This is a genomic window from Microbulbifer variabilis (genome assembly GCF_052467165.1).
This window is the reverse complement of the sequence record NZ_CP174301.1, coordinates 2,545,102-2,567,949: the sequence shown is the minus strand read 5'-3', so window position 1 is coordinate 2,567,949 and position 22,848 is coordinate 2,545,102. Positions and strand designations below refer to the sequence as shown.

Sequence of the window (22,848 nt, the reverse complement as noted above, 5' to 3'; positions counted from 1 at the left end):
AGTTGAGAAACTTGTATCAGGATGAAAAAACAAGAGAGGAAGTACTTGAAGCGGAGAGTGAGCATAGATTTAATACTGCTCGCTTCTTTGTTGATAACCCCTCTATTTCCTGGGCACTTTTAGTAGGCGTCATGCTTTGGGGGATTTTCGCTTATTTTTTTATGCCGAAGAGCAAAGATCCAGATATTCCTGTTCGTATTGCAATGGCAACAACCACGTGGCCTGGACAAAGTGCGGTCAAGGTAGAGGAGCTAGTTACCAAACAAATTGAAGATGCTATTGCTCAAAGTGAATATTTGTATCAGCCTGATGCTCGCTCTTTTGGAGTTAAGTCCTTAACTTTAAATGGTATTTCCATGGTGCAAGCCCAGCTTGCTCCTCATACGGATGTCACAAAAGCTTTTAACGACCTCAACTTGAAACTAATTGATGCGCAAAATACTTTGCCTGCTGGGGTAGAGTCTACCCAGCTGAATACTGAATTTGGTGATACTGCTGCAGTTTTGTTGGCTGTTGCTAGCCCGCCAGCGGGAGCGGATGAAATAGCTTTACGTGCTAAGACTATTCGCGAAGCCCTATCTAAAATTCGCGCTAAAAATGCCAGTAATAACAAGGAGAAAGAGAAGCAAGAAGTAGGTCAGCGTGTTAGTATGGTAGTCGCGTTACCACTTTCTGTTGCGGGTATTAATGCAGAGGCAGCACTTCAAGTTTTTTCTAACTGGATGGAGTTAGAGGGCTACGGGGCCGACTTCAAAATACTCCATGGCCCAGGTTTTGTAGGTGTGGATTTTTTCTCTGATAAAAGCGATAAGCAACTTGCAGAAGCTAGGAAATTATTTCTAACTCAGCGATTGAGCGCACAAACTTTTTTTCCCGACGCATGGCAGCCAATTATTGTAAGGGATTTAGCTAGCACTCGCGCTCGTTTGTCTATGGTAGCTGGAGCTAAGTATAGCTATCGGCAGCTGGATGATTTTTCGGAGCTTGTTGCGGCGAATATTCGCACACTTCCTCAGGTGAAGCGTGTCTTGCGTTCAGGTGTATTACATCAACAGGTTAATTTGATTTATTCCCAGGAGCGGCTGGCTTCTTATGATTTGCGTCCAGATATGATTGCTCCAATCTTGAATGCCAGGAATAATATAATACCCGGGGGTACTCTAACTGTAGAGAATATGGATATCCCTATATTTCCCAGTGGAGACTTTAATAATTATAAGGAAATTGGCGATGTCCCTGTTGCATTAAGTGAGGATGGAACCCCGGTATATTTGAGGGGGATTCTTGATGTTACGCTGGGTTATGAATCACCGCCGACTTTACTCAATTATTATATTTATAAAAATAAGCAGGGTAATTGGCATCGTCACCGCAGTATTAACTTGTCTGTGCAGATGTTAGATGGTGAGCAGATAGGTGAACTTGGCAAAGCTCTGGATAAAGTCCTTGCGCGGGTTAAGGTCGACTTGCCTCCAGATTTAATCATTGAGAGAGTGTCCGATCAGCCTCGCCAAGTTAAAGAGAGTGTGGGTCTATTTATTGAGGCATTAATTGAAGCAATTATCCTCGTGGTAATTGTTGCTTTCATCGGATTTTCAGATTGGCGTTCAGCGGTATTATTAATGATTTCAATACCTATAACCTTGGCCATGACCTTTGGTTTTATTCAGTTTATGGGCGTGGACATCCAGCAAGTATCAATTGCCGCGCTTATTATCGCACTTGGCCTGTTGGTTGATGACCCCGTAGTGGCCGGGGATGCAATCAAACGACAAATGGCGGCAGGAAAACCTTCATTTTTAGCCGCTTGGTTAGGGCCAACGTTGCTTGCAAAAGCGATATTCTTTGCAACATTGACCAATGTGGTGGCCTATTTGCCATTCCTGCTGCTCACCGGTAATCAGGGAGATTTTTTACATAGTCTGCCAGTTGTAATGGCTTGCGCTTTGATAGCGTCGAGAATTGTCTCCATGACCTTTTTGCCATTTATTGCCAACATTATATTGCGACCACCAAAGGTCAAGGAACTGAGTCTTGATCTGAAGCGTAAGCAAGGCCTTACAGGTCATTATTATCGTTTGGCTGGTTGGGCAATTGATCATCGAAAACTAGTTCTACTGACCACCACGGTTATTCTAGTTTGTGGATTTGCATTAAAAAGCCAGCTTAAAAATGCGTTTTTTCCAGATGATGTTCAATATCTTTCCTATGTGGATATCTGGTTGCAAAATGATGCCAGCATTGATGCCACAGATAGTGTGGCAAACAAGGCGGAGCAGATTATTCGTGAGACAATTGCCCAATATCAGAAAGAGATAGGGAGAGATGACTCAATTTTGGAAGCCCTAAGTACCACTGTTGGTGGAGGGGCGCCGAGATTCTGGTATACAATTAACCCGCAGCAACAGCAGCCTAATTACGGACAAATTATCATCAGGCTGAGTAACAAAGATTTGACTCCGGTGCTGGCCCCTAAGATTCAGCAGGCGCTAACTGAAAATATTCCAGGTGCCTATTTAGATGTGCGCCAGTTGCAAACTACTCCAGTGACTTATCCATTTGCAATTAGGGTTTCCGGGCGTGTTACAACTGGTTCAGTGCAGGAAGAGCAAGATATCCTCTTGCTTCGCCAGACAGCTGAAAAAGTAAAAGAAATAGTGCAGCAGTCGCCTTATGCGAGAACAGTTCGCCAGGACTGGTCAGGTGAAAGCCTGACTTTACTTCTGAATGTAATGGAGGATCGTGCAGCAATGTCTGGTGTGACCAATGCAGATATAGCACTCGCATCCTCAACCGGAATTAATGGCACAGAAGTGGCTACCTTGCGACAGGGAGATAAAGAAATACCTATTGTCGCTCGCTTACGGTTGGATCAGAGAGGTCAGCTTGAAGATATTAATAACCTCTATGTCTTCTCTGCAGATAGCGATGTTCGGGTGCCACTAGAGCAAGTGGCAGAAACAAGTATCCGATTTAGAACTGAGAGAATTCATCGCCTTGAGAAATTCCGAACAATAACGGTCTTTGCTTTCCCATATGCCGGTTTTATTTCCTCTGATATTATGGCAGATGTAAAAGATGAACTAGATGAACTGGAAAATACTTTACCGAGCGGATACCAGTTGCAAGTCTCTGGAGACGCGGCAAATGCGAAACATGGATTTCTGCAACTGCTGATGATTCTCTGTGTCTCTTCCAGTGCAATATTTTTGGCTCTAGTATTTCAGTTCAGTAATTTGCTTAAACCATTAGTTGTTTTTGCTACGGTGCCACTTGGAATGGTGGGCGCACTACTGGCTCTTTATGTAACTGGTCAGCCATTTGGTTTTATGGCCTTTTTGGGCATTGTCAGTCTTGTGGGAGTAATCGTCAGCCATATCATAGTGTTATTTGATTTTATTGAAATTCGTCATGCCGCAGGTGACCCCTTCCGCGAAGCTTTGCTGGATGCCGGCATTATGCGTTTGCGTCCAATTCTGATCACTATTTCAGCTACTACTTTTGCTCTGGTACCTCTGGCTGTCCATGGTGGCCCTCTGTGGCAGCCATTGTGCTTTGCTCAGATTGGCGGCTTGATCCTGGCCACTTGCGGTACGCTGCTGTTGGTGCCAGTTTTGTATACGATCATGGTCGTGGACTTGAAGTGGATCCGTTGGGAGGAGCGCGGTGTAAAGGAAGGAGATGGCGACATCCCTGTGACAGCTTAATCTTCTCATTTTTTCCGTAAAGTATAAATATAGGGAATTGTCGCCGATTGCAGCTTGACGCTATCGGCATTAGCTATGTTTGGACCCAGTTCTCTCTACACAAAAATGTGAGGATTCTCCATGCGCCTTCTAATGAAAATTCTGATACCGGTAAAACCAGGTAACAATTCTATAGCTGACAAATCCATGTCTGCTGTTTTCAATGAATTTGTCGCTTCAGCAGATCCGGAGTCGTCATTCTTCTTTCTAGAGGATGGTAAGCGGGCAGCAATTTTTATCTTTGAGGAAAAACGCCAAGATAAATTAATGGCCTACAATGAAAATTTTTTTGCGGTGCTGGGAGCAGAGATCTGGGTAACCCCGGTACTAACCCATAAGGAACTGAAGAAGCATATGTAGTGGAGAACCGGATAGCACTAAATTACTTTGGAAACGTTATCCCTAGACACTAGAATTTTCGCTTGAAATTCTAATATGGATAGCTCCGGAGGGTTTTCCTATTGCTGGCTCGTCCACGGCCATCGCAAACCAGCTATCAGCCCCCGATAACCCGGGGCCTAGGGCTTTTCAAATCAGCAATTGGATTGGGCACAAAGCTAGTTCTGAGTGCCCATATCGCTGTTTTTATTGTATTTCTAACCGTATTATTTACTCCTGTACTTTTTGCCAGTACTGCAAGTCTTGAGGATTGTAGAAAGGTAGAAGGGAGAGGGCCGTTGATCAGTTACCTGGAAGCTCACGCCGGCCTGTTAGACCTGGAAACTGTTGTGATAGCCCCGTCACTTCTCACTTATCATGGCCTTGATAGAAGTTGCTCCCGATATGCCTCGGCGGAATTATTGGGAGCTGTAGTAATTCGCTCCTCTGGGAATGTAGCTAAACAACGCAGCCAGAGAGCGCCGGCAATCAGGCATTTCGATGCTGTGACTGAGAAGGACTTTAAGGCACAAATGGCCCATAAGCGTTATCATCATATCTGTGATCGCAAGTCGCCAAAGGGGCTCTCTTCTTGCAATAAGGCAAAATGGCACTACCACCAAGCTATCTCCTGCTTACGCGCTCGTGAAGCCTGGGAAAAGCGCTGGGGTACTTGGGAAACAGCCGAACCCCACGAACGGGCGTTGGAAAATGTAAGGGCCCGGTTGAAGAATGCGGAAAGGAACCGACGACGTAGTTGTGACACAGACTTTTCCGATATTCACTGATCTGTGTTTTAAATGAATCTTATTCTGTAGCTCCTTCTATTAATTACATTCCTCGCATGAGTTGTTATGGCAAATTCCGATTAGCCCCACACGATGACTTGTTCTCAGCCCAAAGGTAAACTAACAAACAAATACTATTTTTGGGGCGCGAGTGGTCTTTTGGAAAATATCTACTATTAACTGGGGCCAGTGGCTTTGTGGGGAGTGCTTTATTACCGACTTTAAGGAGGAAGGGCTATACCGTAACCTCGGTATATCGTCAGGCAGTAGAAGGTGGCCTCCAGATAGACAGTTTGAGTGCTGAAACTAACTGGTGTAGGGCTCTGGAGAATATTAATGTGGTGATTTACTCTGCCGCCAGGGTGCATGTGATACAGGAAGTTTCTGCGGACCCCCCTTCAAGAGTTTCGAAAAGTTGATGTTGAGGTCACCTTAAAGCTGGCCAGTGATGCAGCCTCTGTTGGAGTAAGATGTTTTATCTAACTGAGTTCGATCAAGGTTAATGGGGAATCTGCTGAGTGCCGGGCTTCCTTTAATGCAGATGAAGGGCATCACCCTTTCGATCTCTATGGAATTTCCAAGAAAGAAGCAGAAGATGCCCTATTGGCGTTGGCCGAGGAGACTGGAATGGAGGTAGTGCTTATCCGAACTCCGTTAGTGTATGGGCCTGAAGTGAAAGCGAACTTTCAATCGATGATGTCATGGCTCAAGTGGGGTTTACCTCTATCACTAGGTGCAATAGATAACCGTCATAGTTTGTGGTTTCTGTTTATAACCTGATCACTACTTGTTTTGCGCTCCAAAAGGCTGCAAACCAGATCTTCCTGGTTTCTGATGATATGGACATGTCACTCTCCGACTTGTTAACCCGGCTTTCAAACGCTTTGGGGTACCGTTCCCGACTGGTACCAGTGACAAAGTCCCTGTTGATTATGGGGCTTTCTCTGCTTGGAAAAAGAGCTATGGCTGAGCGATTATGCGGTTCCCTACGGGTGAATATAAAGAAAAGCTAAGAGGTTGTTAGGTTGGAGGCCACCAGAAACGGTAGAGAAGGGGTTAAAGAAGACTGTGCGGGCGAGATAGCCAGGTCGTGCCCAGAGGGGGGGGGGGGGGGGGGAGAATAGGCCGCGAACAGGGTTTGCGCGGCCCCAGTTGCGCTTACCCCTGCCGATTTACAATAGCAGCGTAAAAGCCCATTAGGTAGGATGTTGGGACCTCAACTACGGAGCGGTGACCCGACTTTGCCCTGAGCTTCACCCTGAGGGACTCTCTGCGCTTGAGCGCGCTGACTATTTGTTCTTCCTCTACAGGAACCTCTAATGTCTCTTCGAGCATGCAAGTGGTAACACCTGTGCAGTTAAGGACGCTTTTCTCTAATTGGGTCACATTGACTTTTGTTCTATCACTAAAGGTTGCGGATACGTAGTTACGCCAACTTGCCCTATAAGTTATATCGATGACCAAGCGGTAACGGATGGAACCGCCAGTTTCAGGCTCAAAAGCACGGAGTTCGTAGTAGACCAAATTGAGGTCTGAACCGTCAGTGGTCGCCTGCATTGGAGGGCCACTGTAGGCGATTCCAGGGTTCCCAATAGTACTGTGTATTGTTGTCACGCCCTGCCGGACCTCGGCAGAGCTTTTCTGTGTAAGGCTTGTTGTCGCACTGCAGCCGGCTAACAAGAGAGCCGTCAGAGTGATTGCGAGCTTGGTCATATACCTTCCCTGATGCGATGGATATTTCATGGCAAGGGAGTATCTCATATTTGGTGTCGCATGCAGGAATTAAGCCTCTTTTTTGGTCGTCTAGTTGTGGAACTCTAATTGCTCAAGATTTGTACTTTCAGGCTTGGGAAGGGGTGGGCTCCTAGTGGAGTTGCCATATTACTGGTTCTGAAGCATAGCCGCATAGCCCACTTTTCCATCCTCTGTTAACGGCATCAAGTACCACAACTACTAAGTGCTCAGTGGTGACGAATGACAAATTACCGGTGATATATAGGGCAGAAAATCATGGGTCGGGAATGATAAAGCCAACAATTCTAACAAGAGCTGGAACGCCTTCAACAAAGATAGCAAAGGCTAATTTTTGTTGTAATGGTTATGTTCACCAGCTGGTTGTGCTTAATAAAGCAACCGACCAGACTGGTGAAACTTTGTCAGGTAAAATTAGGTTGTGTTGAACTCAGTGGAGTTTTCCCTCGGAACGATCAAAGCCTGCATAGGGATGGTACAGGATCGATTTCAAGCCTGAGTGGCGTTCTCTCAGCTCCTGGGGCATATCTCCCAAGTGAACAAGGCGTGTTGGCTCAGCAGCCGCCATCCACCGCTCGGCGAAGGCATCCCAGGAATCTATGTGCTTATGAGCGGACTCCGAGTCCTTGAAATGTTCATAAATAAGTACTTTCCCATCATCAGTCACATAGTACTGATAGTTCAATGTCCCACCTTCTTTTTTAGTCGCATCTACCATCTCATCGACGATAGCTTTAAATTCAGCTTCACGTCCTTTCTTGATCTTCCCTTCGATAATCCAACCAACATTGTTAAACATGCCCGCTACCTCATTACCGAAAGACATTACTACTTACACATTTGCCAAGAGAGTGAGAAATAGTGCTCTTGGTATACTAAAAACTGTGTTAACACAGCTGTATTCTAGATGGGACTATTGGATATATGGCTCTTGTCCTTTAAAAATCTCCTTGTCGGTCTCACCCCTTTCTGCGGGACAGGTGCTAGGCAATAAATCACCTCGGTCAAGAGAAGTTACAAAACTCATTGGTAATAAACAGGACACTCTCTAGAGCTGGCCAATAAGGATGACGAGTAAGTCAGGTAATATATTTTGAGCTTTTATTAGATATGAGCTATTAGTGGTTCGTAAGGTTAATTGCAGAATTTCCCCCTCGCTGATCGTGCTATCTTTTTGAAGAGGTAATTTGCCGGAACTTTATGAAGGTATTAATTGTAGATGCAGGTCCAACGGTCTTACGCTTGCGGTGGAACTAGCCCGTAGGCACATTCTCGCAAGGATCATTGATAAATGTGATAGCTCGTCAACGTTAAGCCGTGCCCTGGGTATTACCTCTCGCAGCCTTGAGCTGCTTTCTCCGTAAGACGTTTCCAGGCAGCTTATTGAGGAGGGTACTGCTATCCAAGAGGCCTACATTTATCAGGGAACACGCCTGGTTATGAGAATGCCTCTCCATTCCTGCTCCTCTTATTTTCCTATAATTCTGAGGTTGCCCCAGGATAGGACAGAGATGATCCTCTCAGCAACCTTATCGGCCATGGGGGTTCAAGTCGAATATCAGGTTAAACTCTTATAGTTCAATGAAGAGGGTAATCAGGTAGTGGCGGAACTTTCCAATGGAGAGAATGAAACGTTCGACTATATTGTAGGGGCTGGTGGTATTCACAGCGCAGTCAGGGAATGTGCCAATATTGCCTATCCGGGTTTTGATTTGAAAGAGAAATGGTCAATAGCTGATGTTGAAAACTGGCCATACTCAAAAACATTTACCTTAACACAAATGAAACCTGGTTTAGTCGCGGTATCTGTGCCGATCGGAGAGAACCGCTTTCGTTTTGTATCCAGTTGTGAGAATGCTTTGGAAGCATTTCCGCTGCCTCTGAAGATACACAAAGTTCGAAGCGAGGGTGTTTTTAAAGTCTCAGTTCGCCAAGCTGAGAGCTATTCAAAGGGCAGGATACATTTGGTTGGGGATGCCGCTCATTGCTGCATCCCAGTAGGTGGACGGGGGATGAACCTGGGGATTGCAGATGCAGTTGAGCTGGCTAAGCGTATGGCTGGAAATCCGCTGGATGGATATTCAGAGTTTCGGCAGAGGGAAGATAAAAAAGTTATAGCGATCACTGAGCGCGGTAGAAAAATCGTCACTGCGAAAACATTGGTTGCAAGAATGGAGTTCAATACAGTATTGGCGGCAGCCAAGTACTCACCATTTGTTAAGAGAAGGCTCAGCCGGTTTGTTGTAGAGTGTTAATCATTTGAACTGAAGTTTGATTCACTAATATGGCCATTATAGAATTTTCGTTGCTGGTTGGTCTTATCTATCTGGTGGGAGATATTTAAAGTTTGTATAGCGACACTGTTAATGGTCTAAAGCTCCTTTCTGACATGAGATTCTAGGGAATTGATATAGTCCATATATACATCATGATCGCGCCTGACTCCATCTGGGCTTATGCCCGCCATAATGTCGTTGATTAAATTTAATATAATTTCAGATAGTGTTTCCGTGGCGCTACTCAGTCCTTCAAGCCGTACAGATTGGCTTATATGGCTGTAAAAGAAATCTAATAGCTTTGTATCGTGAAGGTTTATGCTTAAGCAAGCCAGCTCTATTTGCCTGGCATATATTTTATACTCAGTCATTATCATTAGTCGGAATCTGGAATTTCTTGGTAGTATTTGCTTGATAATATTGATATTTACTTTGTTATTGGCCTCAAGATATTCCCTAAAGCCCATCATGTCATGCGGTGCTGGAGTTTTTTCTTTGTGTGTTGCCGATTTTATTTCGGTGGTGCAGTAGTCAGCTATGTGAACCCTAAAATAGTGGTATGCATTTTTCAGTTGTCCAATTCTTTTAATTTGTCTTAGTTTTTCCTGACGAGCAGACTGATATTTGGTGAATTCATTGAGAAGTAAGCCGAAGGTTGCAATTCCAAGTAGTGTTTCCATGGAGGTCAGCAGAAAGCCAAATTTGCTGACCGGATAAATCTCTCCATATCCCAATGTCGTAATTGTTACGATGCTGAAGTAGATACTCTTTGAAAAGCCGAGTTGCTCATTGAGGCAGGAGTTGCAGCTACTATAGATGGCAGCAAAAATAAAAATGACTGAGAAGTAACCTAGAAGTATTTTCTTCCAGGTCAGGAAGGAAAGAAAACGAGTCATTTATCCATTCCATGATCTCTAGTTTAAGGCCCTTATTTCTATTCTAGACTCTCAATGTGTAAGTAAAACATGCTTTTCCCTTAGTCATGCCCATGCGGATCAGGATTGCCGCGAGCATACCTTAGAAGACCGTTGGTGGCACCCACTGGTGGAGGTTTACTTATCATGGGAAACCTGGTTTTCGGCACCTTCACTATTCAGGGGGCAGATTCTACAATATCAAAATGCAGGCCAGCAAAGCTGGTGTGCCGTGTCTTACCCAGCGGTGAAAACAGCAAGCCGGGCTATTGCATCGCACTCGCCGGCAGCAATAGCCCCTGGTACAGCATCACAATGGCACTGTCGCTCGACAGTGGGCAGAAATTTGTCGAATCCAGCAGCACTAATGTGCAAGCGGTTGTGGGCGAGCTGGTAACCACTCTGGTCAAGCACAAACCAGAAATCCCCGACACATACAACTGCGTATAGGTGTAGTTGTATGATAGAGGCCGGACCTTGGAAAACTGCATCCTCGGCGAGTTGGTAAACCACCAGAGTGGGGCGCTGATCGGCAATTAAATTGTCATCTTTGGCGAGGCGAATAAATCAGCTCAGGCATTTGGTAATTGGGCTATTTCCTGCGCGGACGTCTCGGCCCCACTATTGCAGAGCACCCAGCGGCGGCCGCTTTGTATTGATCGAAATTACATCAGTACAGAGCGATGCAACCTTAGCTAGACGCTAAGCTCTCGCGCTACCAGTTCAGGCTTGGCCAAGGAAACTACAACCAACAGCCAGTTTACTGGTGCCAGCCAAGGGTATATTTAGGGAAATTGATGTTCCTTCTATATCTAAAGAAAGTGTATTCATTTGAGAAAGAAGGATTTCCTTAAGGTTAGTGGAGGATAAACAGTTACCGAAGATCAAACAGAAGCATATGAAAAAAATTGTTTAATCACGGAAAGAGCCAAATTTCTATTAGGTATTGGTGTGACGGCAGAGCCCGACCTCGAAGTAGGTAATTCTGTTTTCCGTGCATGTGTGGGAAGTTTGCATTTGCTTGTCCATGGTGCTTCAAAACTAACAGCTATAAAAAGTGCTAAAGCCTGGTTGGAGAAAATAGCAACAAAAGTTGAAGAGAATAAACAGCGAAGTTCTTGATGTATCCAATTGGCGTAGCCGCCCTAATATTTTGTTCTGCCTCAGTAGTTTTTATCATAGGCTTATAGGTATCCATTTTTTCTGCTGAGGGCGTGCCCAGTTCTGCGAATTCTCAAGGATAAATTTAAAGGGGAAACAATTTTGTTAGCCCCGTTTTCGAGTATTTTTGCTGAAAGGAGAGATCTAGTGAAAAGAGATAGTCTTATCTTAGCTTCTTATTGATTTAGGTAATGATAAAATTTGCCTTTAAGATTCTTCTTAATGCAGAATGTGACCTTGGTGTTACAATTGAAGGGTTTTAATATGGGACTTTCGGCAAAGTTATCTGAATATGCAGCAGCACTTGCAAGCTCTAGATATAGATTCGACCCAAATGAATTTGGGTCGGATTTACAAGCTATTTGTGAGGTCGAAAAAAGTATAGGGTTAAAATTTCCGGCAGCCTACGTTGATTTCCTCAGTGTTTTTGGAAGGGGCCCAAAGTGGTTAGATGAACTACGCGGGTTTCAGCTTATTGATGAGCTGGTAAAGTTTCAAGAGGAGGTTAGGGAAGAGTTAGAAGAGGAGGGTGATAGTGATAAATTACCAGGTAGTAGTTTCGTTTTTAGGTGTATAGATGGTGCTGAACTACTTTTCTTCGAGTGTGGTGGCGACGCTAATCCAATAGTACATGAAATAAGTTATGGAAGAGATGGAGCGGAAGTTAACCCCACGGGGGAAACATTGGAAGAGTACATAGAAATCGCAATTAGAGATCTAGTACGGGAAGCTAACGTAGATCCTAAGAAGTACATCCATCTATTTCCATACCTGTAGCGGTTCAAAGTTGATCTGACATTATCAATTTTTTCTATTGGTAGTAGTCAGGTCAGGTTTAATATACTATTACTCCCCTCTAGGCCTTTTTATCGTGATGAGTTCGTGCACTAGAATTTAGCGCATGATTCAACTTGCAGTTTGAATAACCATGTCAAAGACAGAATTCCGCTTTGAGGGTGAAATAAATATTTTATTCGACCCTCGTTACTATATCGTATTATTTTTGATTATATGCGAAAGTATTTAGATGTATAAATCGCTAATGTAAGCAGAAGTATGGCTTCCTTTAATTGTTGACCGACTATGTATGATACTTTAATATTTTTTAATCGAATTATATTCTGAAGGTTCCATTCCACAAGGATCTCCCCAAGGAGGGCGGAAGTGTCATTTATAAACGAATTGAAATCAATTGGCGATGAATTGGTTGGATATGGTGTTGCCCGTGAAACCGTCAAAGTCTTAATGACGGGTGTTGCTGCTAGGATATCTACCGATTGGAATTCTACCTTGAGAGATTTGCCTGGTCATTTGTACGAAATCACAAAGCTTAGGAAGCTTTACAGGACGGGTAGAGATGCATTGGAAAATGACAGCTATGGTGACCAATATTACGGGTCTGGACAAGGTGTTACTGTTACCCAGCAGAAGTGGTCCACGGCGACTTCTCAAAGAGGAGCCTTGAAAAATGTTGGTCTTGCATTGACACAACTTAGTGGTGCGAATGGTGAGTTGCCGCCTCCAGCCTCAAACAGGTTGATTGCGGATATAGTTATTGGAAATATCTCCGAGGAAAACTTTGAAGGGAAATTGAATAGTTATTTGGATACAGGTATCAAGAGTTTTGTAAAAAATGATATGCCAGAACAATATAAGAATAAAAACTGGGGAATTCGAGTTACTCACATAACTGATAGCGAGCAGGGTTTAAGTAGAAAGAAATTTTATTCATTTGATGCAGATGGCAATGTAACTCTAACAAAAAGTCAGGAAAAACAAAGAGAAGATATCAACGATGTTATTGGCATAATGATACTAGCTACTGATGAATATAATGAAAAGGGCAAGGACATACTTAAGAGGGAGGTTCAAGAGTTGGCCCAAAGTTTCCTGGTGGTTTAGACTTGACTTTGATAGGACACCTTCTGAATAACTACACACTAGTAAATTGTTAACGTGGACTGCTGTGCAGTCCCTTCTTTTTACCCTCTCTCTTTTTTCCATGCTTATAAACCATTTCCAGATGATTAAGAGCTAGTGTCTGATGATCTTGGTTTAACTCCGATAGGGTTCTCGTATAAATCAGGGTTTCTTCTTCACGGGCTCTGCTTGTCCCCATTCTGCACTATGCGGGGGCCTTTGGTTTTCCTCAACCGGGCACAATAGTTGAATTGGCTTTTGCCTATGGCCAACCAAACCAGCCCTTTATTCGCACGGTGTTATCCCACGGGGTAGGACTTCCAGCGCTCGACCGTGAGGATTTAATTTGGCAGCAAAGCGACTCGGTGCGGCAAAAGGTGGACGCCAGCGCAGAGTGGAGCCGGGAAACCCACGGCGATATACGCGAGAAATCATTACGCAGAATTACCGAGGCCGCCGAAATTCAAGCGAGCTGCGACAGTGAATACCGTCAAGTACGTGAACATTCCGTAGAAGAGGTGGCCGGCGTAAAAATAATTGAAGTCCTTGGAGCTTTACGTTTCTTATCTGCTGGCGGCCTGAACTTATCCGCGCTGGACAATCTAAATATTACAACAGCCAGTGATATTAATATTTCAGCGGGCCGCGACATAAAGGAACAAATCGGAAATATTCGCGAATCAGTGGCCAAGGTTCGCCAAACCATCAAAGTAAAAGACGGCGGCAAGGTTTGGTTAGGCAGTGAATCTTTAAACGTGCTGAAAGTGCTAGAGGATTTAATAGGCGTAGTGTCTGCCCTGGCCGCCACCCTGGCGACGCACTCGCACCCAGGGAATGGCCAGAAGCCAACCCAAGAGGCGGCAATTAATGGGCACAAGAGCAGTGCGGATAGTTTGAAATCTCAGCTTAGCGCGGTGCGGGCTTAAGCTGGTTATATACTTAAAAGGAGAGAAGTTATGAAAAATAAGGTAAACAGATTTGCAATTTTTGCCGAGCGAGCCCACCTGATGAATGGTGGTGCAAGAAGCTATAGAGACTCTGCGCCGACTCAAGAGGCGGCAAAGGAACTCGCAGAAGAGATTGCTAAATCTAAGAAAGCAGAGTTTTATTCTTGGCTGCAAATTCTGGATATTGTGACGGGGAAGTTTACTGAATACTCGATTGAAGTTGGTGGGGTATTGGTGGAGAGGGAGTGCTAAGATTTATAGAAATGGCACTAGCCTTTTCCGTCCCCTGCCCATTGGGCAGGGGACGAAGTGTTGGAGCGTGGATTTTTTAAAATTAGCCTGCTGTAGATGGCAGGGTAAAACATATTCGCAATTTAAATGGTTGTTAGGTGTGATAACTCAGATCAAAGCTGACGGACAGTGTCCAATTGTATCGGAACTAAGCTCAAGAGCAAATGTTCGAATGGCTCTGCTTTTCGCGTCTCGGATGTCTCAGAGAGGAGGCTTAAATCTAGGCCCTATCTTCTTTGCCGCTTCATTTATGGGCGCGTGACCTGCACTTTCCCAGCCCCAACTTAGATAGTTACCTGGAACACCTAGACCCTGAGCGATGTCACCAAGATCATACACAGAGTCGCCTTTTTCCATGTACTTTACTCCAACAACCACACCGACCAGTGCATCATCAAACGCTAGCTCTATTGGTCTCGGTTCCCCTCCCGTTATTACAAATCGATACTCGTCTTCCGTTGACCAATCGACATGCTTGTAGAAAAAATATATATCATGATGATCTTCAATTTTTTTCTGAAGAGCTTCTTCGAAATTTCCCTCGAATACTTTTAAGTCAGTAACAGCGGCTTTTCTTTTATCGGCCGGTAATTGTTTTCCGTAGCGAACCGCGCCATGCAACAACCGCCCCTGTCCATTCAACCCATTCTCGAATGCCTGTCTTAGAAGCTCTTTATCGAAAATCAGGCATACACCCTTATTATCATCACCATATGTCGCCCACATTCGTGGCTTTGAATGACCACGAGCGCAAAAGTCTGATGGACAGCAGCCAGGTTCCCAGTCACCTTGAACATCGCGGGAAAAGCAAACGGTTTTTATGCGGTTTTTAAAGTAATCAGATAGTTGGTCACGGAATTTCCCAGAGCTTGAAAAAGCCCAATAATTGGGATCCGATTCCATCGGATCATTTACATTTGCAAGTGGATTGAAGAGAAGCGTTTTATTTTTGAGGATATGGTTAATCGCCGTATCCATGCTTGTGTAATGATACAGATACTTTTCTCGATCAAATTCCGGCATAAATCCTGAATGTAATGGATGCATTATTGTCTATTGCCCGTCTTTTTACGTTGATAGTCAGCGTTCTTAATATAGCGTTCAAATGTCCGCTTTGAGCCGTACAGAGACAGTCTAGCCGGAGTCTGATTAACGTCTATCTTCAGGGGATTCTGGCACTGTCTGTCAGGTCGGGTGCCGACTATTACATGTTAGGTGTGGTCGAGAATTTCCAATATTGTACCATCAAGACCTATTTTTGCTTCAATAAAGTTGCGAACTACACCACCGAAGGCATTTTTACCACGATAAGTAGTTTTAACGATTAGGTGATCGCCTTTATCCCAGTATACTGTTTTATCGTGCTTGTAACTATCTGGATCGTTCATTGCTTTTTTAATGAAGCGCTCAAGGTTGTTATGTGATCCATCCCATGGGCTGAATTGCCGCTTAATTAATTTGTTTCTAGCCTCTGCTGCTATTTTTTCTTTTTCTATTTTTTCAAGTTGGTTGTTGTAGTGCGTTATTTTTGCTTTATATTTCTCATTGTTTGGGTGTAACTTTGCCAGTTGCTGATATAGTTGTATGTTCTCTTCTGTCTCTGAAGCTGGAACTGATTTTAGTTTTGCAAGCAATGTTTTTGTTTTCTCTATTTTTTGTATTTCCGCTATTTTATTTTTTGCTGTTTTATTGATTTCTGATATTTCTTTGTCTCCAGAATATAGATGCTTATCAGTTAAGGTCGCTGCTGTTTGATAGTTCTTTTCTGATAATGCAGAATTTGCTTTTGCTAGGATTTCTTCTCTTTTTTTGTTGAAGTGCAGCATCTTTTCCTGATGGTCCCTAGCTGCTTTTTCTTCTCGCTGTGCTGCCAGCTCTTGTTCTTTTTTTTCTTGCACTGGACCAATTAGTGCGCCGAATGCAAAAAACAGGACAAAAATAGCTGTCACTCTTGCTGCGGTGGGTATTTTTTTATTGGTTTTTGAATATGCCATTTTTCGTGAAATTGGTAGCAACAACAAAGATATTATAATTAGGCATATACCACCCAATAGGGATTCAGCTAGTGATACCAGCCCGAATAATAGGAAGAGAACACCAAAGCTCCAATTGAATGTCAAATAAATATATTTCATTATTTACTCCTTCTTCTAATTTTTTTTACTTGGGTGCCTGATAGTTAATTTAAGGGTTGCTTCTATATGTTTCGATATTTTCGCTGTTATATATCCTTTTGGGAAGCTCTCAAAGACTTACACCCTAGCGGCTTCTAAAGGGTGAATTGAAGGAGCTTCTCTTGACTTCGAGTGAAGAGTGGTAACAACAAGAAAACACAGAGCTTAGGCACATTTATGTAGGTGTATACAATTTTCATTTCTCTTCATTAGTTATGTAATTCTGAACGAACGTGCAAACTGAGTGGATGTACTTGGAAAGCCTCATAAAATTGCTGCTTACCCCTTAGGAAAATCTCTACTGACTATTATTTGAGCAGCAAACAGGGTCGCTAGTCACTCCTCCCCACGCCTGCCGATTTTTGGCATTCTTTTGATTGATGAAATGCAGGGTAGGGCCAAGATGTGAGTTATTGCGGGTTCCACAGCCGACAGTTGTTTCATAGAATGAAAGGTTTTGAAGCGCTCTGAAAAGATATTTCATTAACAGAGCATCAGGTTGCTGGAATCGACTAAAGGAGTAGATGGGCACTTAATTGAACTCTAGAAGGTAAAAGCATGCTGTTTAGCAGTCATATTCTCATGATCAGTTTGGGACTCATGCTACTTTAAAATTAAGAGAGAACATAAATTAATCTTGGGAAAGATGGTAACGAGAAGAGAGCACCGCATTTTTCTCACGATATCTAGTTTGATCTGTATGAATTGACTACATTCTTTATATACTCATAGTGGCCATCTTTTTATATGCGCGCCTATAGGAAAAAATACGTGGCTAGTTCTTACCTTAAGCCAATATCACACGTATTGCTGGGGATTTCTGGAGGAATTGATTGTCTGAACTCCGCCAAGCTTCTAATACAACTATGGAAGGTTGCTGATCGGGTCACGGTGGTCATGACTCCAGCAGCCATGAGGATGATGCCTGCGGATTCACTACGTGCGATTAATAGCACTGAAGTGTTGACTGATCCTCTGACGAATCATATGTCGTTACCTGACTCGATAGATCTGTTCCTTATTGCTCCTGCAACGGCCAACACAATCGCAAAACTTTCGTCAGGTATTGGAGATAATCTTCTGACGACCGCAGCAATAGCACTTTCATGCAGGCGCGTAGTAGCCCCGTCAATGTCGTCTAATATGTGGGAAAATACAATAGTCCAGCGCAATTGCAAATTCCTACAAGACTCTAATTTTCATGTAATCCCACCAACAGTTGGGACCGAAGTCTTAGAACTCAAAGAGTGCTATGGCGCGATGCCTAATGAGAAAATACTTGTGAAGCTTGTGCTAAAGCACCTACGGCAACAAAACACGAAAGAGTTTACAGCATTTCAACCTTAGAGAGAGATAGATTATGAGTGATGCATCAAATTGCGGCGCTGCAGTATTAAGAGCTAACATGCGTGGAAATATCCGATACCGATTTGAACTTCTTGCGGCAATATCCAGAATTTCACGAGAACATGGGGTAGAACTTGACGACGCCACTTTGTCGAACCTTGTGCTTGTTGACTCGTCTGAGGTTGAAGAGGAGCTCATGGGTCCAGACTTGCCAGGTGGAATTAACTGCTAAAACCTAGCAATGGCTAATGGACCTGTTTTATTCAAGTATCTCTTTTTGCCTGAAGAGTGCGCAGACATTGTTTGCGTACTCGAAGATTTGCCTGGTTGGCGATTTGCAGGCGCGGAGTGCGGAGACACTCGCGTAAATAATCTACCGGATAAACACGCAGTTACCAAAGTTCTCGCTCAAAGAATTGAGCAACTTATTCATGACACTTGGAAATTCACGAAACACTCGGTGCGTTTTAGTGAGGCCGCGATAGTGCGATATTGTCTGGGTGCTGTTGTACCTCCTCACTCAGATACTAACCGTACTAAGCGTTTGCGAGCGTATTCTTTCGTTGTTTACCTCACGGATAATTATCAGGGAGGAGAGCTTATCATTCCTAGCTTAAGCTTTCATTGCTCGGGAAAACTTGGACATGTTGTCGTCTTCCCTTCCACTGAGGTCCACTATGCGACTGCTGTAATTGACGGTGATAAGTCAGTGTTGGTGGGTTTTTTAGAGATGGCTACCCACTCATGATCCTAGAGCAATCGATGCCATCCCAGCTGCTTGACAATGTTACGGCAAAGTTGAAAACGAACGAAGATTGGGAGCAAGCGCGGATTTATAGTAGTCGAAATGGACGCCACCTGCTAGATAGAGCTAAACGCGCTGGAGGAGTTGCTTACCCAGCTGGATCTGAGTGGGGTGACGTGAAAGAATTTCTTTGGAAATCAACTGCACCACAGCTTGAAGGTATGTGCGGTATTGCATTAGAGGGACTTTCCGCTATTCAACTGCTCAAGTATGGAGTTGGCGATCACTTTCTGCCTCACCAAGATCTCGGCGGCCATTTTTGCAATGCGCTATTTACTGTTGTTGGTGGGCTCATCGAAGCCGATGTTGGCGGTATACTTAGAATTCATGACCCTACTATGCACTCTTACAAAATGTGTCCAGGGCGTATCGTGGCATTTCCATCCGAAGCTTGGCATGAATCAACGAGAGTGGAAAAAGGAATGAAAGTCGTTTTTGTTACATGGTTTCTTGGTAGAGCATCATTCAGTTGATCATGGATGAAATTTCGTCGAACAAGGGTTTCCAGCTAATGTTTCACTCTGTATTACTGAGGCCAAACGTTATAGTTCAGTGTGATTTCATATGCATAGCTGGTCGTTAATGTCTGAGTAGCTTATTGCTCATCTTCATAGTCGTCATTAGGGTCAATGATCACTCTTCCGCCTTTATCACTCTCACCTGACACTAAGGTATCAGTTTTTTTGATTTTACCTTCGCTTGCCCTCAGCTCTTGAGCCCAGCTTATGCCCACTAATAAATCGGCTGGAAGGGGGGAGTAGGAGGGATGTAAACAAGTGCATTTCTCTCCTCTCTGGCAGTAAGAGATATTTTTGCGTTGTCACTATGTCGACACCTGAACGAAAAAAGGGCGGTACCAAGGAAATTGGTACCGCCCTTTGATGCTTGTAAGTCTATGATTTACAAGACTTTATATGGCGGTGGGGCAGGGATTCGAACCCTGGGACCTGTTACAGTCAACGGTTTTCAAGACCGCCGCTTTCGACCACTCAGCCACCCCACCAAATTGTGCTGCGCATTATACATAGCTTCGTGCTACATACAAGCGCCATTGTGATTTTTTTTAATTAGTTCAATAGGTTAGGTGGTTTATTGACCAGTCCCGACAAATACGTCGGGCATAAATAGCCGCCAGTCCCAGAGGGGCTGGCGGCTCTAGTGGCTTTACTTAGCCAGCTTCTGCAGAATTGCGGTCGCTACCATCCTCGGTGGTTACCCGTGTCGTCTGGCGGGCCAGGCGCGGATCATTGGCCGGGCGGGACAGTGAGCGCGGGCTGTGAGAGATCGCTGCAGGTTGGGCGGTGTCCAGTGGTTGCTGGGAGCCTACCTGGCGGTGCTCAGTCACAATGGCAAGTTCAAGCAGAGGCTTGGGGTTGATGCGAGGGTCATTGCTGGCACGGCCTTGAGCGGCGGGAGTGGTAACTTTTTCAGAAGCTTCAGCTTCTGCGGCCACAACTTCTACCTGGTCCGTAACTTCGCTGGTTTCGCTGTGCTGCTCCAGTATTTCTGCTACCTCATTGGCTTCGGACAATGCGATTTCCTCGGCATCTTCCGGTTCGGCCTGGGTTGCTTCTGCTGCAGTCAGAGTTTCTGCGGTTGGTGTTGCCTCAACTGCCAGTTCTTCTCTGGCTGGAGCTGTGCTTTCTGTTTCTACTTGAGTCGCAGCAGGTCCTTCAGCTGGAACTTTTACTGCAGGTTCTGGCTTGGCAGCGAGAGTTGCTTGTTCTTTTTCCTTTGTGGGTGCCGGAGTCGCTTCCGCTGCAGGGGTAGAAGCCCTTTCAACTTTTGCAGTAAATGCAGCGTAGGGTTCAGCTCGCTTGGGCTCGATAGAGGCTTCCGCTGCGACCTCAGTTTTCACAGGCGCAGGTGAACGCTCAGGGATCTCTACTGCTGGCTTGGGTTGCGCCTGGGTAGATTTTGGTTTTTGTTCCCGGCGCTCGCTCTTGCGCATGGGTGTTTCGCCATGGTTTTCTGCAGTAAATTCCTTGGACTTCCTGGCTTCGCTTTCCGCTTCATCAATGGCTTCATTGACTTCGCGATTCAGCTCTTCCTGGCTCTGGGCTACGGCAGCTGCAGCAGTATTTTCTGTGCGGCGGCCGCGGCGGCGGGCCTGTGGGCGACCGCGTACATTGCTTGGGCGGCGCGCAGGGCGCTGTTCGCCGCTATCACCTGTCTGCTCAAAGGATTCGCTAGTGCTCTCGTTCTCAGCCACTACACTGCGGCTTTCATCCCGGCGGCGATTGTCATTGCTGCGACGACGGCGGCGGCGGCGCTGACTCTCGCCACGCTCGGCGCCGGTTTCGCGATCTTCAAATTGCTTGGTCTGTTGTTTCTCTTCCCGCTGATCTTCACGTTTGGAATCATCACGGCGATCGTCTTTGCGGCGCGTAGGGCGGCCATTGCGGTTACCGCGACCACTGCGTTGGTTGCGATTACGGTTGCGGTCGCGCTGGTAATCCTTGCCGCGGTTTTTAGATTTTTGGTGCTTTTTAGGCTCTGTCTCTTCGCTCTTGAAGAGAGAGGCAATTGCAGTCATCAGGCGGCTGAACAGGCCCGGCTCTGGCTTTTTCTCCGGAGTGGGGGCAGGTGCGGTGTGGGCAATCTGCTGTACGGCCGGCTGGGCTGGAGTGCGCTGCGGCTTCTCATCTTTTTTGGTGATGGTTTCTTCCACAGTACCGGAAATCTTGTAAGAGGTTTCCAGGGTTGCGGTGTCGTCATCACGCAGACGCTGCACTTCAAAGTGCGGGGTCTCGATATCCGCATTGGGTACTACAACTACACGGGTTTTATTGCGGGACTCGATTTGGGAAATAGCCTTGCGTTTTTCGTTGAGCAGGTAGGTGGCGACATTCACAGGGGTGATGGCGCGAATTTCTGCGCTACGCTCCTTTTTGGCTTCTTCTTCCACCAGGCGGAGGATAGAGAGAGCCAGGGATTTGGTGCCACGAATAGTGCCCTGGCCGCTACAGCGGGGGCAGACGCGGAAGGTCGTTTCCCCGAGGGAGGGGCGCAGGCGCTGGCGCGACATTTCCAGGAGGCCAAAGCGGGAGATGCGTCCAACCTGTACTCGGGCGCGATCCATGCTGAGCGCTTTTTCCATGCGCTTTTCAACTTCGCGCTGGTTGGATTTGCTCTGCATATCGATAAAGTCGATAACAACCAAGCCGCCCATATCGCGCAGACGCAGTTGTCGGGCGATTTCGTCTGCTGCTTCCAGGTTAATGCTGCGGGCCGTTTCCTCGATGTCTCCACCTTTGGTGGCACGGGAGGAGTTGATGTCGATGGAAACCAGTGCCTCGGTAACATCGATTACGATAGAGCCGCCGGAAGGTAGTTTCACTTCCCGCTCGAAGGCTGTCTCTATCTGGCTTTCAATCTGATAACGGTTAAAGAGTGGAATGGCATCTTCGTAGTACTTTACTTTATTTGCGTAGTGAGGCATTACCTGGCGGGCAAATTCTGCTGCCAGTTCGAAGGCGCCTTTGTCGTCAACAATCACTTCGCCAATATCGTCACGCATATAGTCGCGAATAGCGCGGATGATGACATTGCTTTCCTGGAAAAGAAAATGCGGTGCTTTGGAGGTGTCCGCCTCTTCTTTTATGGCTACCCACAGTTTCAGTAGGTAGTTGAGGTCCCATTGCAGCTCTTCACCGCTACGACCCACACCTGCGGTGCGCACAATTATGCCCATGCCTGAGGGCACCTCAACGCTGGCCAGGGCATCGCGCAGTTCCGAGCGCTCGTCACCTTCAATGCGGCGGGAGATACCGCCAGCGCGAGGATTGTTTGGCATCAGTACCAGGTAGCGCCCGGCAAGGCTAACGAAGGTAGTTAGGGCGGCGCCTTTGTTGCCGCGCTCTTCCTTGTCTACCTGTACGATAACTTCCATGCCTTCTTTGACGACATCTTTAATCTTGATGCGGCCTTCAATGTCTTTGGGCTGCTTGAGGAAGTATTCGCGGGAAATTTCTTTCAGAGGGAGGAAGCCGTGACGCTCTTCGCCATAATCAACGAATGCGGCTTCGAGAGAAGGTTCTACGCGGGTAATCTTGCCCTTGTAGATATTGGCTTTTTTCTGCTGACGTGTTCGGTTCTCAATATCCAGGTCATACAGCCACTGGCCGTCCACCAGGGCTACACGCAACTCCTCAGGCTGGGTTGCGTTGATTAGCATTCTTTTCATGCGTGTCGTTTTCCTTGCGTTGCGCAAAGGTTTGACACCGTTGTTCGCAGACTTGCTTGTTGGCCGCCTACCGGAGAGGACCGGAAAGCGGGGCAGGGAATTGGGTGGCACTGGCTCTGCCGCAAATTCGATCTACGCGGCTTTTTGAGACGAGTGTTCGCCC

22 protein-coding genes, 1 tRNA gene and 1 pseudogene are annotated in these 22,848 nt (G+C 45.6%); 17 read left to right on the top strand and 7 right to left on the bottom strand.

The annotated features are described in order from the left end of the window. Positions 1–11 precede the first annotated feature (11 nt). The 5 genes from ACJJIP_RS11375 (at position 12) to ACJJIP_RS11355 (ending at position 5,692) form a co-directional block, all read left to right on the top strand. Entirely contained in the window at positions 12–3,707 is a 3,696-nt protein-coding gene (locus tag ACJJIP_RS11375; RefSeq protein WP_444945140.1) for an efflux RND transporter permease subunit, read from the top strand. Between the two features lie 120 nt (positions 3,708–3,827). Further along, entirely contained in the window at positions 3,828–4,106 is a 279-nt protein-coding gene (locus tag ACJJIP_RS11370; protein ID WP_026305307.1) for a hypothetical protein, read from the top strand. A gap of 317 nt (positions 4,107–4,423) precedes the next feature. Next, positions 4,424–4,912 carry a hypothetical protein gene (locus ACJJIP_RS11365; protein ID WP_444945139.1) on the top strand — a complete coding sequence of 163 codons (489 nt, stop codon included), beginning with the start codon at positions 4,424–4,426 and terminating at the stop codon, positions 4,910–4,912. Positions 4,913–5,109: 197 nt separating this feature from the next. Beyond that, positions 5,110–5,331: a Rossmann-fold NAD(P)-binding domain-containing protein gene (locus ACJJIP_RS11360; protein ID WP_444945138.1), complete on the top strand. Its 222-nt coding sequence runs from the start codon at positions 5,110–5,112 to the stop codon at positions 5,329–5,331. Between the two features lie 64 nt (positions 5,332–5,395). After that, complete coding sequence (locus tag ACJJIP_RS11355) at positions 5,396–5,692, top strand: NAD-dependent epimerase/dehydratase family protein (protein ID WP_444946925.1); 297 nt, start codon at positions 5,396–5,398, stop codon at positions 5,690–5,692. Positions 5,693–6,070: 378 nt separating this feature from the next. Here the strand turns inward: ACJJIP_RS11355 and ACJJIP_RS11350 are convergent, their stop codons facing one another. Beyond that, positions 6,071–6,625 (bottom strand): hypothetical protein, encoded by a 555-nt coding sequence (locus ACJJIP_RS11350; RefSeq protein WP_444945137.1) that lies wholly within the window; start codon positions 6,623–6,625, stop codon positions 6,071–6,073. 469 nt (positions 6,626–7,094) lie between these two features. Then, positions 7,095–7,490: a putative quinol monooxygenase gene (locus ACJJIP_RS11345; protein ID WP_020415184.1), complete on the bottom strand. Its 396-nt coding sequence runs from the start codon at positions 7,488–7,490 to the stop codon at positions 7,095–7,097. Between the two features lie 361 nt (positions 7,491–7,851). On the opposite strand from ACJJIP_RS11345, the gene ACJJIP_RS11340 reads away from it, so the two are divergent. From ACJJIP_RS11340 to ACJJIP_RS11330, 3 genes and pseudogenes are all read left to right on the top strand, one after another. Beyond that, a complete protein-coding gene (locus tag ACJJIP_RS11340) occupies positions 7,852–8,028 on the top strand; it encodes an FAD-dependent monooxygenase (RefSeq protein ID WP_444945136.1) in 177 nt (58 codons plus the stop codon). A gap of 231 nt (positions 8,029–8,259) precedes the next feature. Then, positions 8,260–8,412, top strand: a pseudogene (locus tag ACJJIP_RS11335) (FAD-dependent oxidoreductase); the annotation flags it as partial. Between the two features lie 33 nt (positions 8,413–8,445). Continuing rightward, positions 8,446–8,919 (top strand): FAD-dependent oxidoreductase, encoded by a 474-nt coding sequence (locus tag ACJJIP_RS11330; RefSeq protein ID WP_444946924.1) that lies wholly within the window; start codon positions 8,446–8,448, stop codon positions 8,917–8,919. A gap of 116 nt (positions 8,920–9,035) precedes the next feature. On the opposite strand, the gene ACJJIP_RS11325 is transcribed toward ACJJIP_RS11330, so the two are convergent. Continuing rightward, complete coding sequence (locus tag ACJJIP_RS11325; protein ID WP_282950768.1) at positions 9,036–9,836, bottom strand: potassium channel family protein; 801 nt, start codon at positions 9,834–9,836, stop codon at positions 9,036–9,038. A 165-nt stretch (positions 9,837–10,001) separates the two neighbouring features. Between ACJJIP_RS11325 and ACJJIP_RS11320 the strand changes: the two genes are divergently transcribed. The 5 genes from ACJJIP_RS11320 to ACJJIP_RS11300 all read left to right on the top strand — a co-directional run bounded on the left by ACJJIP_RS11320 (position 10,002) and on the right by ACJJIP_RS11300 (position 14,134). Then, positions 10,002–10,304 (top strand): hypothetical protein, encoded by a 303-nt coding sequence (locus ACJJIP_RS11320; protein ID WP_282950767.1) that lies wholly within the window; start codon positions 10,002–10,004, stop codon positions 10,302–10,304. Between the two features lie 960 nt (positions 10,305–11,264). After that, positions 11,265–11,792, top strand: a complete 528-nt coding sequence (locus ACJJIP_RS11315; RefSeq protein ID WP_282950766.1) for an SMI1/KNR4 family protein — start codon at positions 11,265–11,267, stop codon at positions 11,790–11,792. A gap of 387 nt (positions 11,793–12,179) precedes the next feature. Beyond that, positions 12,180–12,917, top strand: a complete 738-nt coding sequence (locus ACJJIP_RS11310) for a hypothetical protein (RefSeq protein WP_282950765.1) — start codon at positions 12,180–12,182, stop codon at positions 12,915–12,917. A 269-nt stretch (positions 12,918–13,186) separates the two neighbouring features. Beyond that, positions 13,187–13,861 (top strand): hypothetical protein, encoded by a 675-nt coding sequence (locus ACJJIP_RS11305; protein ID WP_444945135.1) that lies wholly within the window; start codon positions 13,187–13,189, stop codon positions 13,859–13,861. Between the two features lie 30 nt (positions 13,862–13,891). Next, complete coding sequence (locus tag ACJJIP_RS11300) at positions 13,892–14,134, top strand: hypothetical protein (RefSeq protein ID WP_444945134.1); 243 nt, start codon at positions 13,892–13,894, stop codon at positions 14,132–14,134. A 240-nt stretch (positions 14,135–14,374) separates the two neighbouring features. Here the strand turns inward: ACJJIP_RS11300 and ACJJIP_RS11295 are convergent, their stop codons facing one another. Both ACJJIP_RS11295 and ACJJIP_RS11290 read right to left on the bottom strand, forming a co-directional pair. Further along, a complete protein-coding gene (locus tag ACJJIP_RS11295; RefSeq protein WP_444945133.1) occupies positions 14,375–15,196 on the bottom strand; it encodes a DUF2971 domain-containing protein in 822 nt (273 codons plus the stop codon). A 188-nt stretch (positions 15,197–15,384) separates the two neighbouring features. Continuing rightward, positions 15,385–16,308 (bottom strand): hypothetical protein, encoded by a 924-nt coding sequence (locus ACJJIP_RS11290; RefSeq protein WP_444945132.1) that lies wholly within the window; start codon positions 16,306–16,308, stop codon positions 15,385–15,387. 810 nt (positions 16,309–17,118) lie between these two features. Between ACJJIP_RS11290 and ACJJIP_RS11285 the strand changes: the two genes are divergently transcribed. From ACJJIP_RS11285 to ACJJIP_RS11270, 4 genes are read left to right on the top strand one after another with little or no spacing between them, the layout of a single operon-like run. Continuing rightward, positions 17,119–17,694, top strand: coding sequence for a flavoprotein (locus ACJJIP_RS11285; RefSeq protein ID WP_444945131.1), 576 nt, complete (start codon positions 17,119–17,121; stop codon positions 17,692–17,694). A 13-nt stretch (positions 17,695–17,707) separates the two neighbouring features. Continuing rightward, positions 17,708–17,926: a hypothetical protein gene (locus ACJJIP_RS11280; RefSeq protein ID WP_444945130.1), complete on the top strand. Its 219-nt coding sequence runs from the start codon at positions 17,708–17,710 to the stop codon at positions 17,924–17,926. A 9-nt stretch (positions 17,927–17,935) separates the two neighbouring features. Further along, entirely contained in the window at positions 17,936–18,442 is a 507-nt protein-coding gene (locus ACJJIP_RS11275) for a 2OG-Fe(II) oxygenase (protein ID WP_444945129.1), read from the top strand. Beyond that, entirely contained in the window at positions 18,439–18,972 is a 534-nt protein-coding gene (locus tag ACJJIP_RS11270) for a 2OG-Fe(II) oxygenase (protein WP_444945128.1), read from the top strand. Before ACJJIP_RS11275 ends, ACJJIP_RS11270 begins: the two co-directional genes overlap by 4 nt. A gap of 442 nt (positions 18,973–19,414) precedes the next feature. On the opposite strand, the gene ACJJIP_RS11265 is transcribed toward ACJJIP_RS11270, so the two are convergent. Together ACJJIP_RS11265 and rne are read right to left on the bottom strand one after the other, a co-directional pair. Next, positions 19,415–19,502: transfer RNA gene (locus ACJJIP_RS11265), tRNA-Ser, on the bottom strand. 165 nt (positions 19,503–19,667) lie between these two features. Next, a complete protein-coding gene (rne, locus tag ACJJIP_RS11260; RefSeq protein ID WP_444945127.1) occupies positions 19,668–22,685 on the bottom strand; it encodes a ribonuclease E in 3,018 nt (1,005 codons plus the stop codon). Positions 22,686–22,848: the final 163 nt, after the last annotated feature.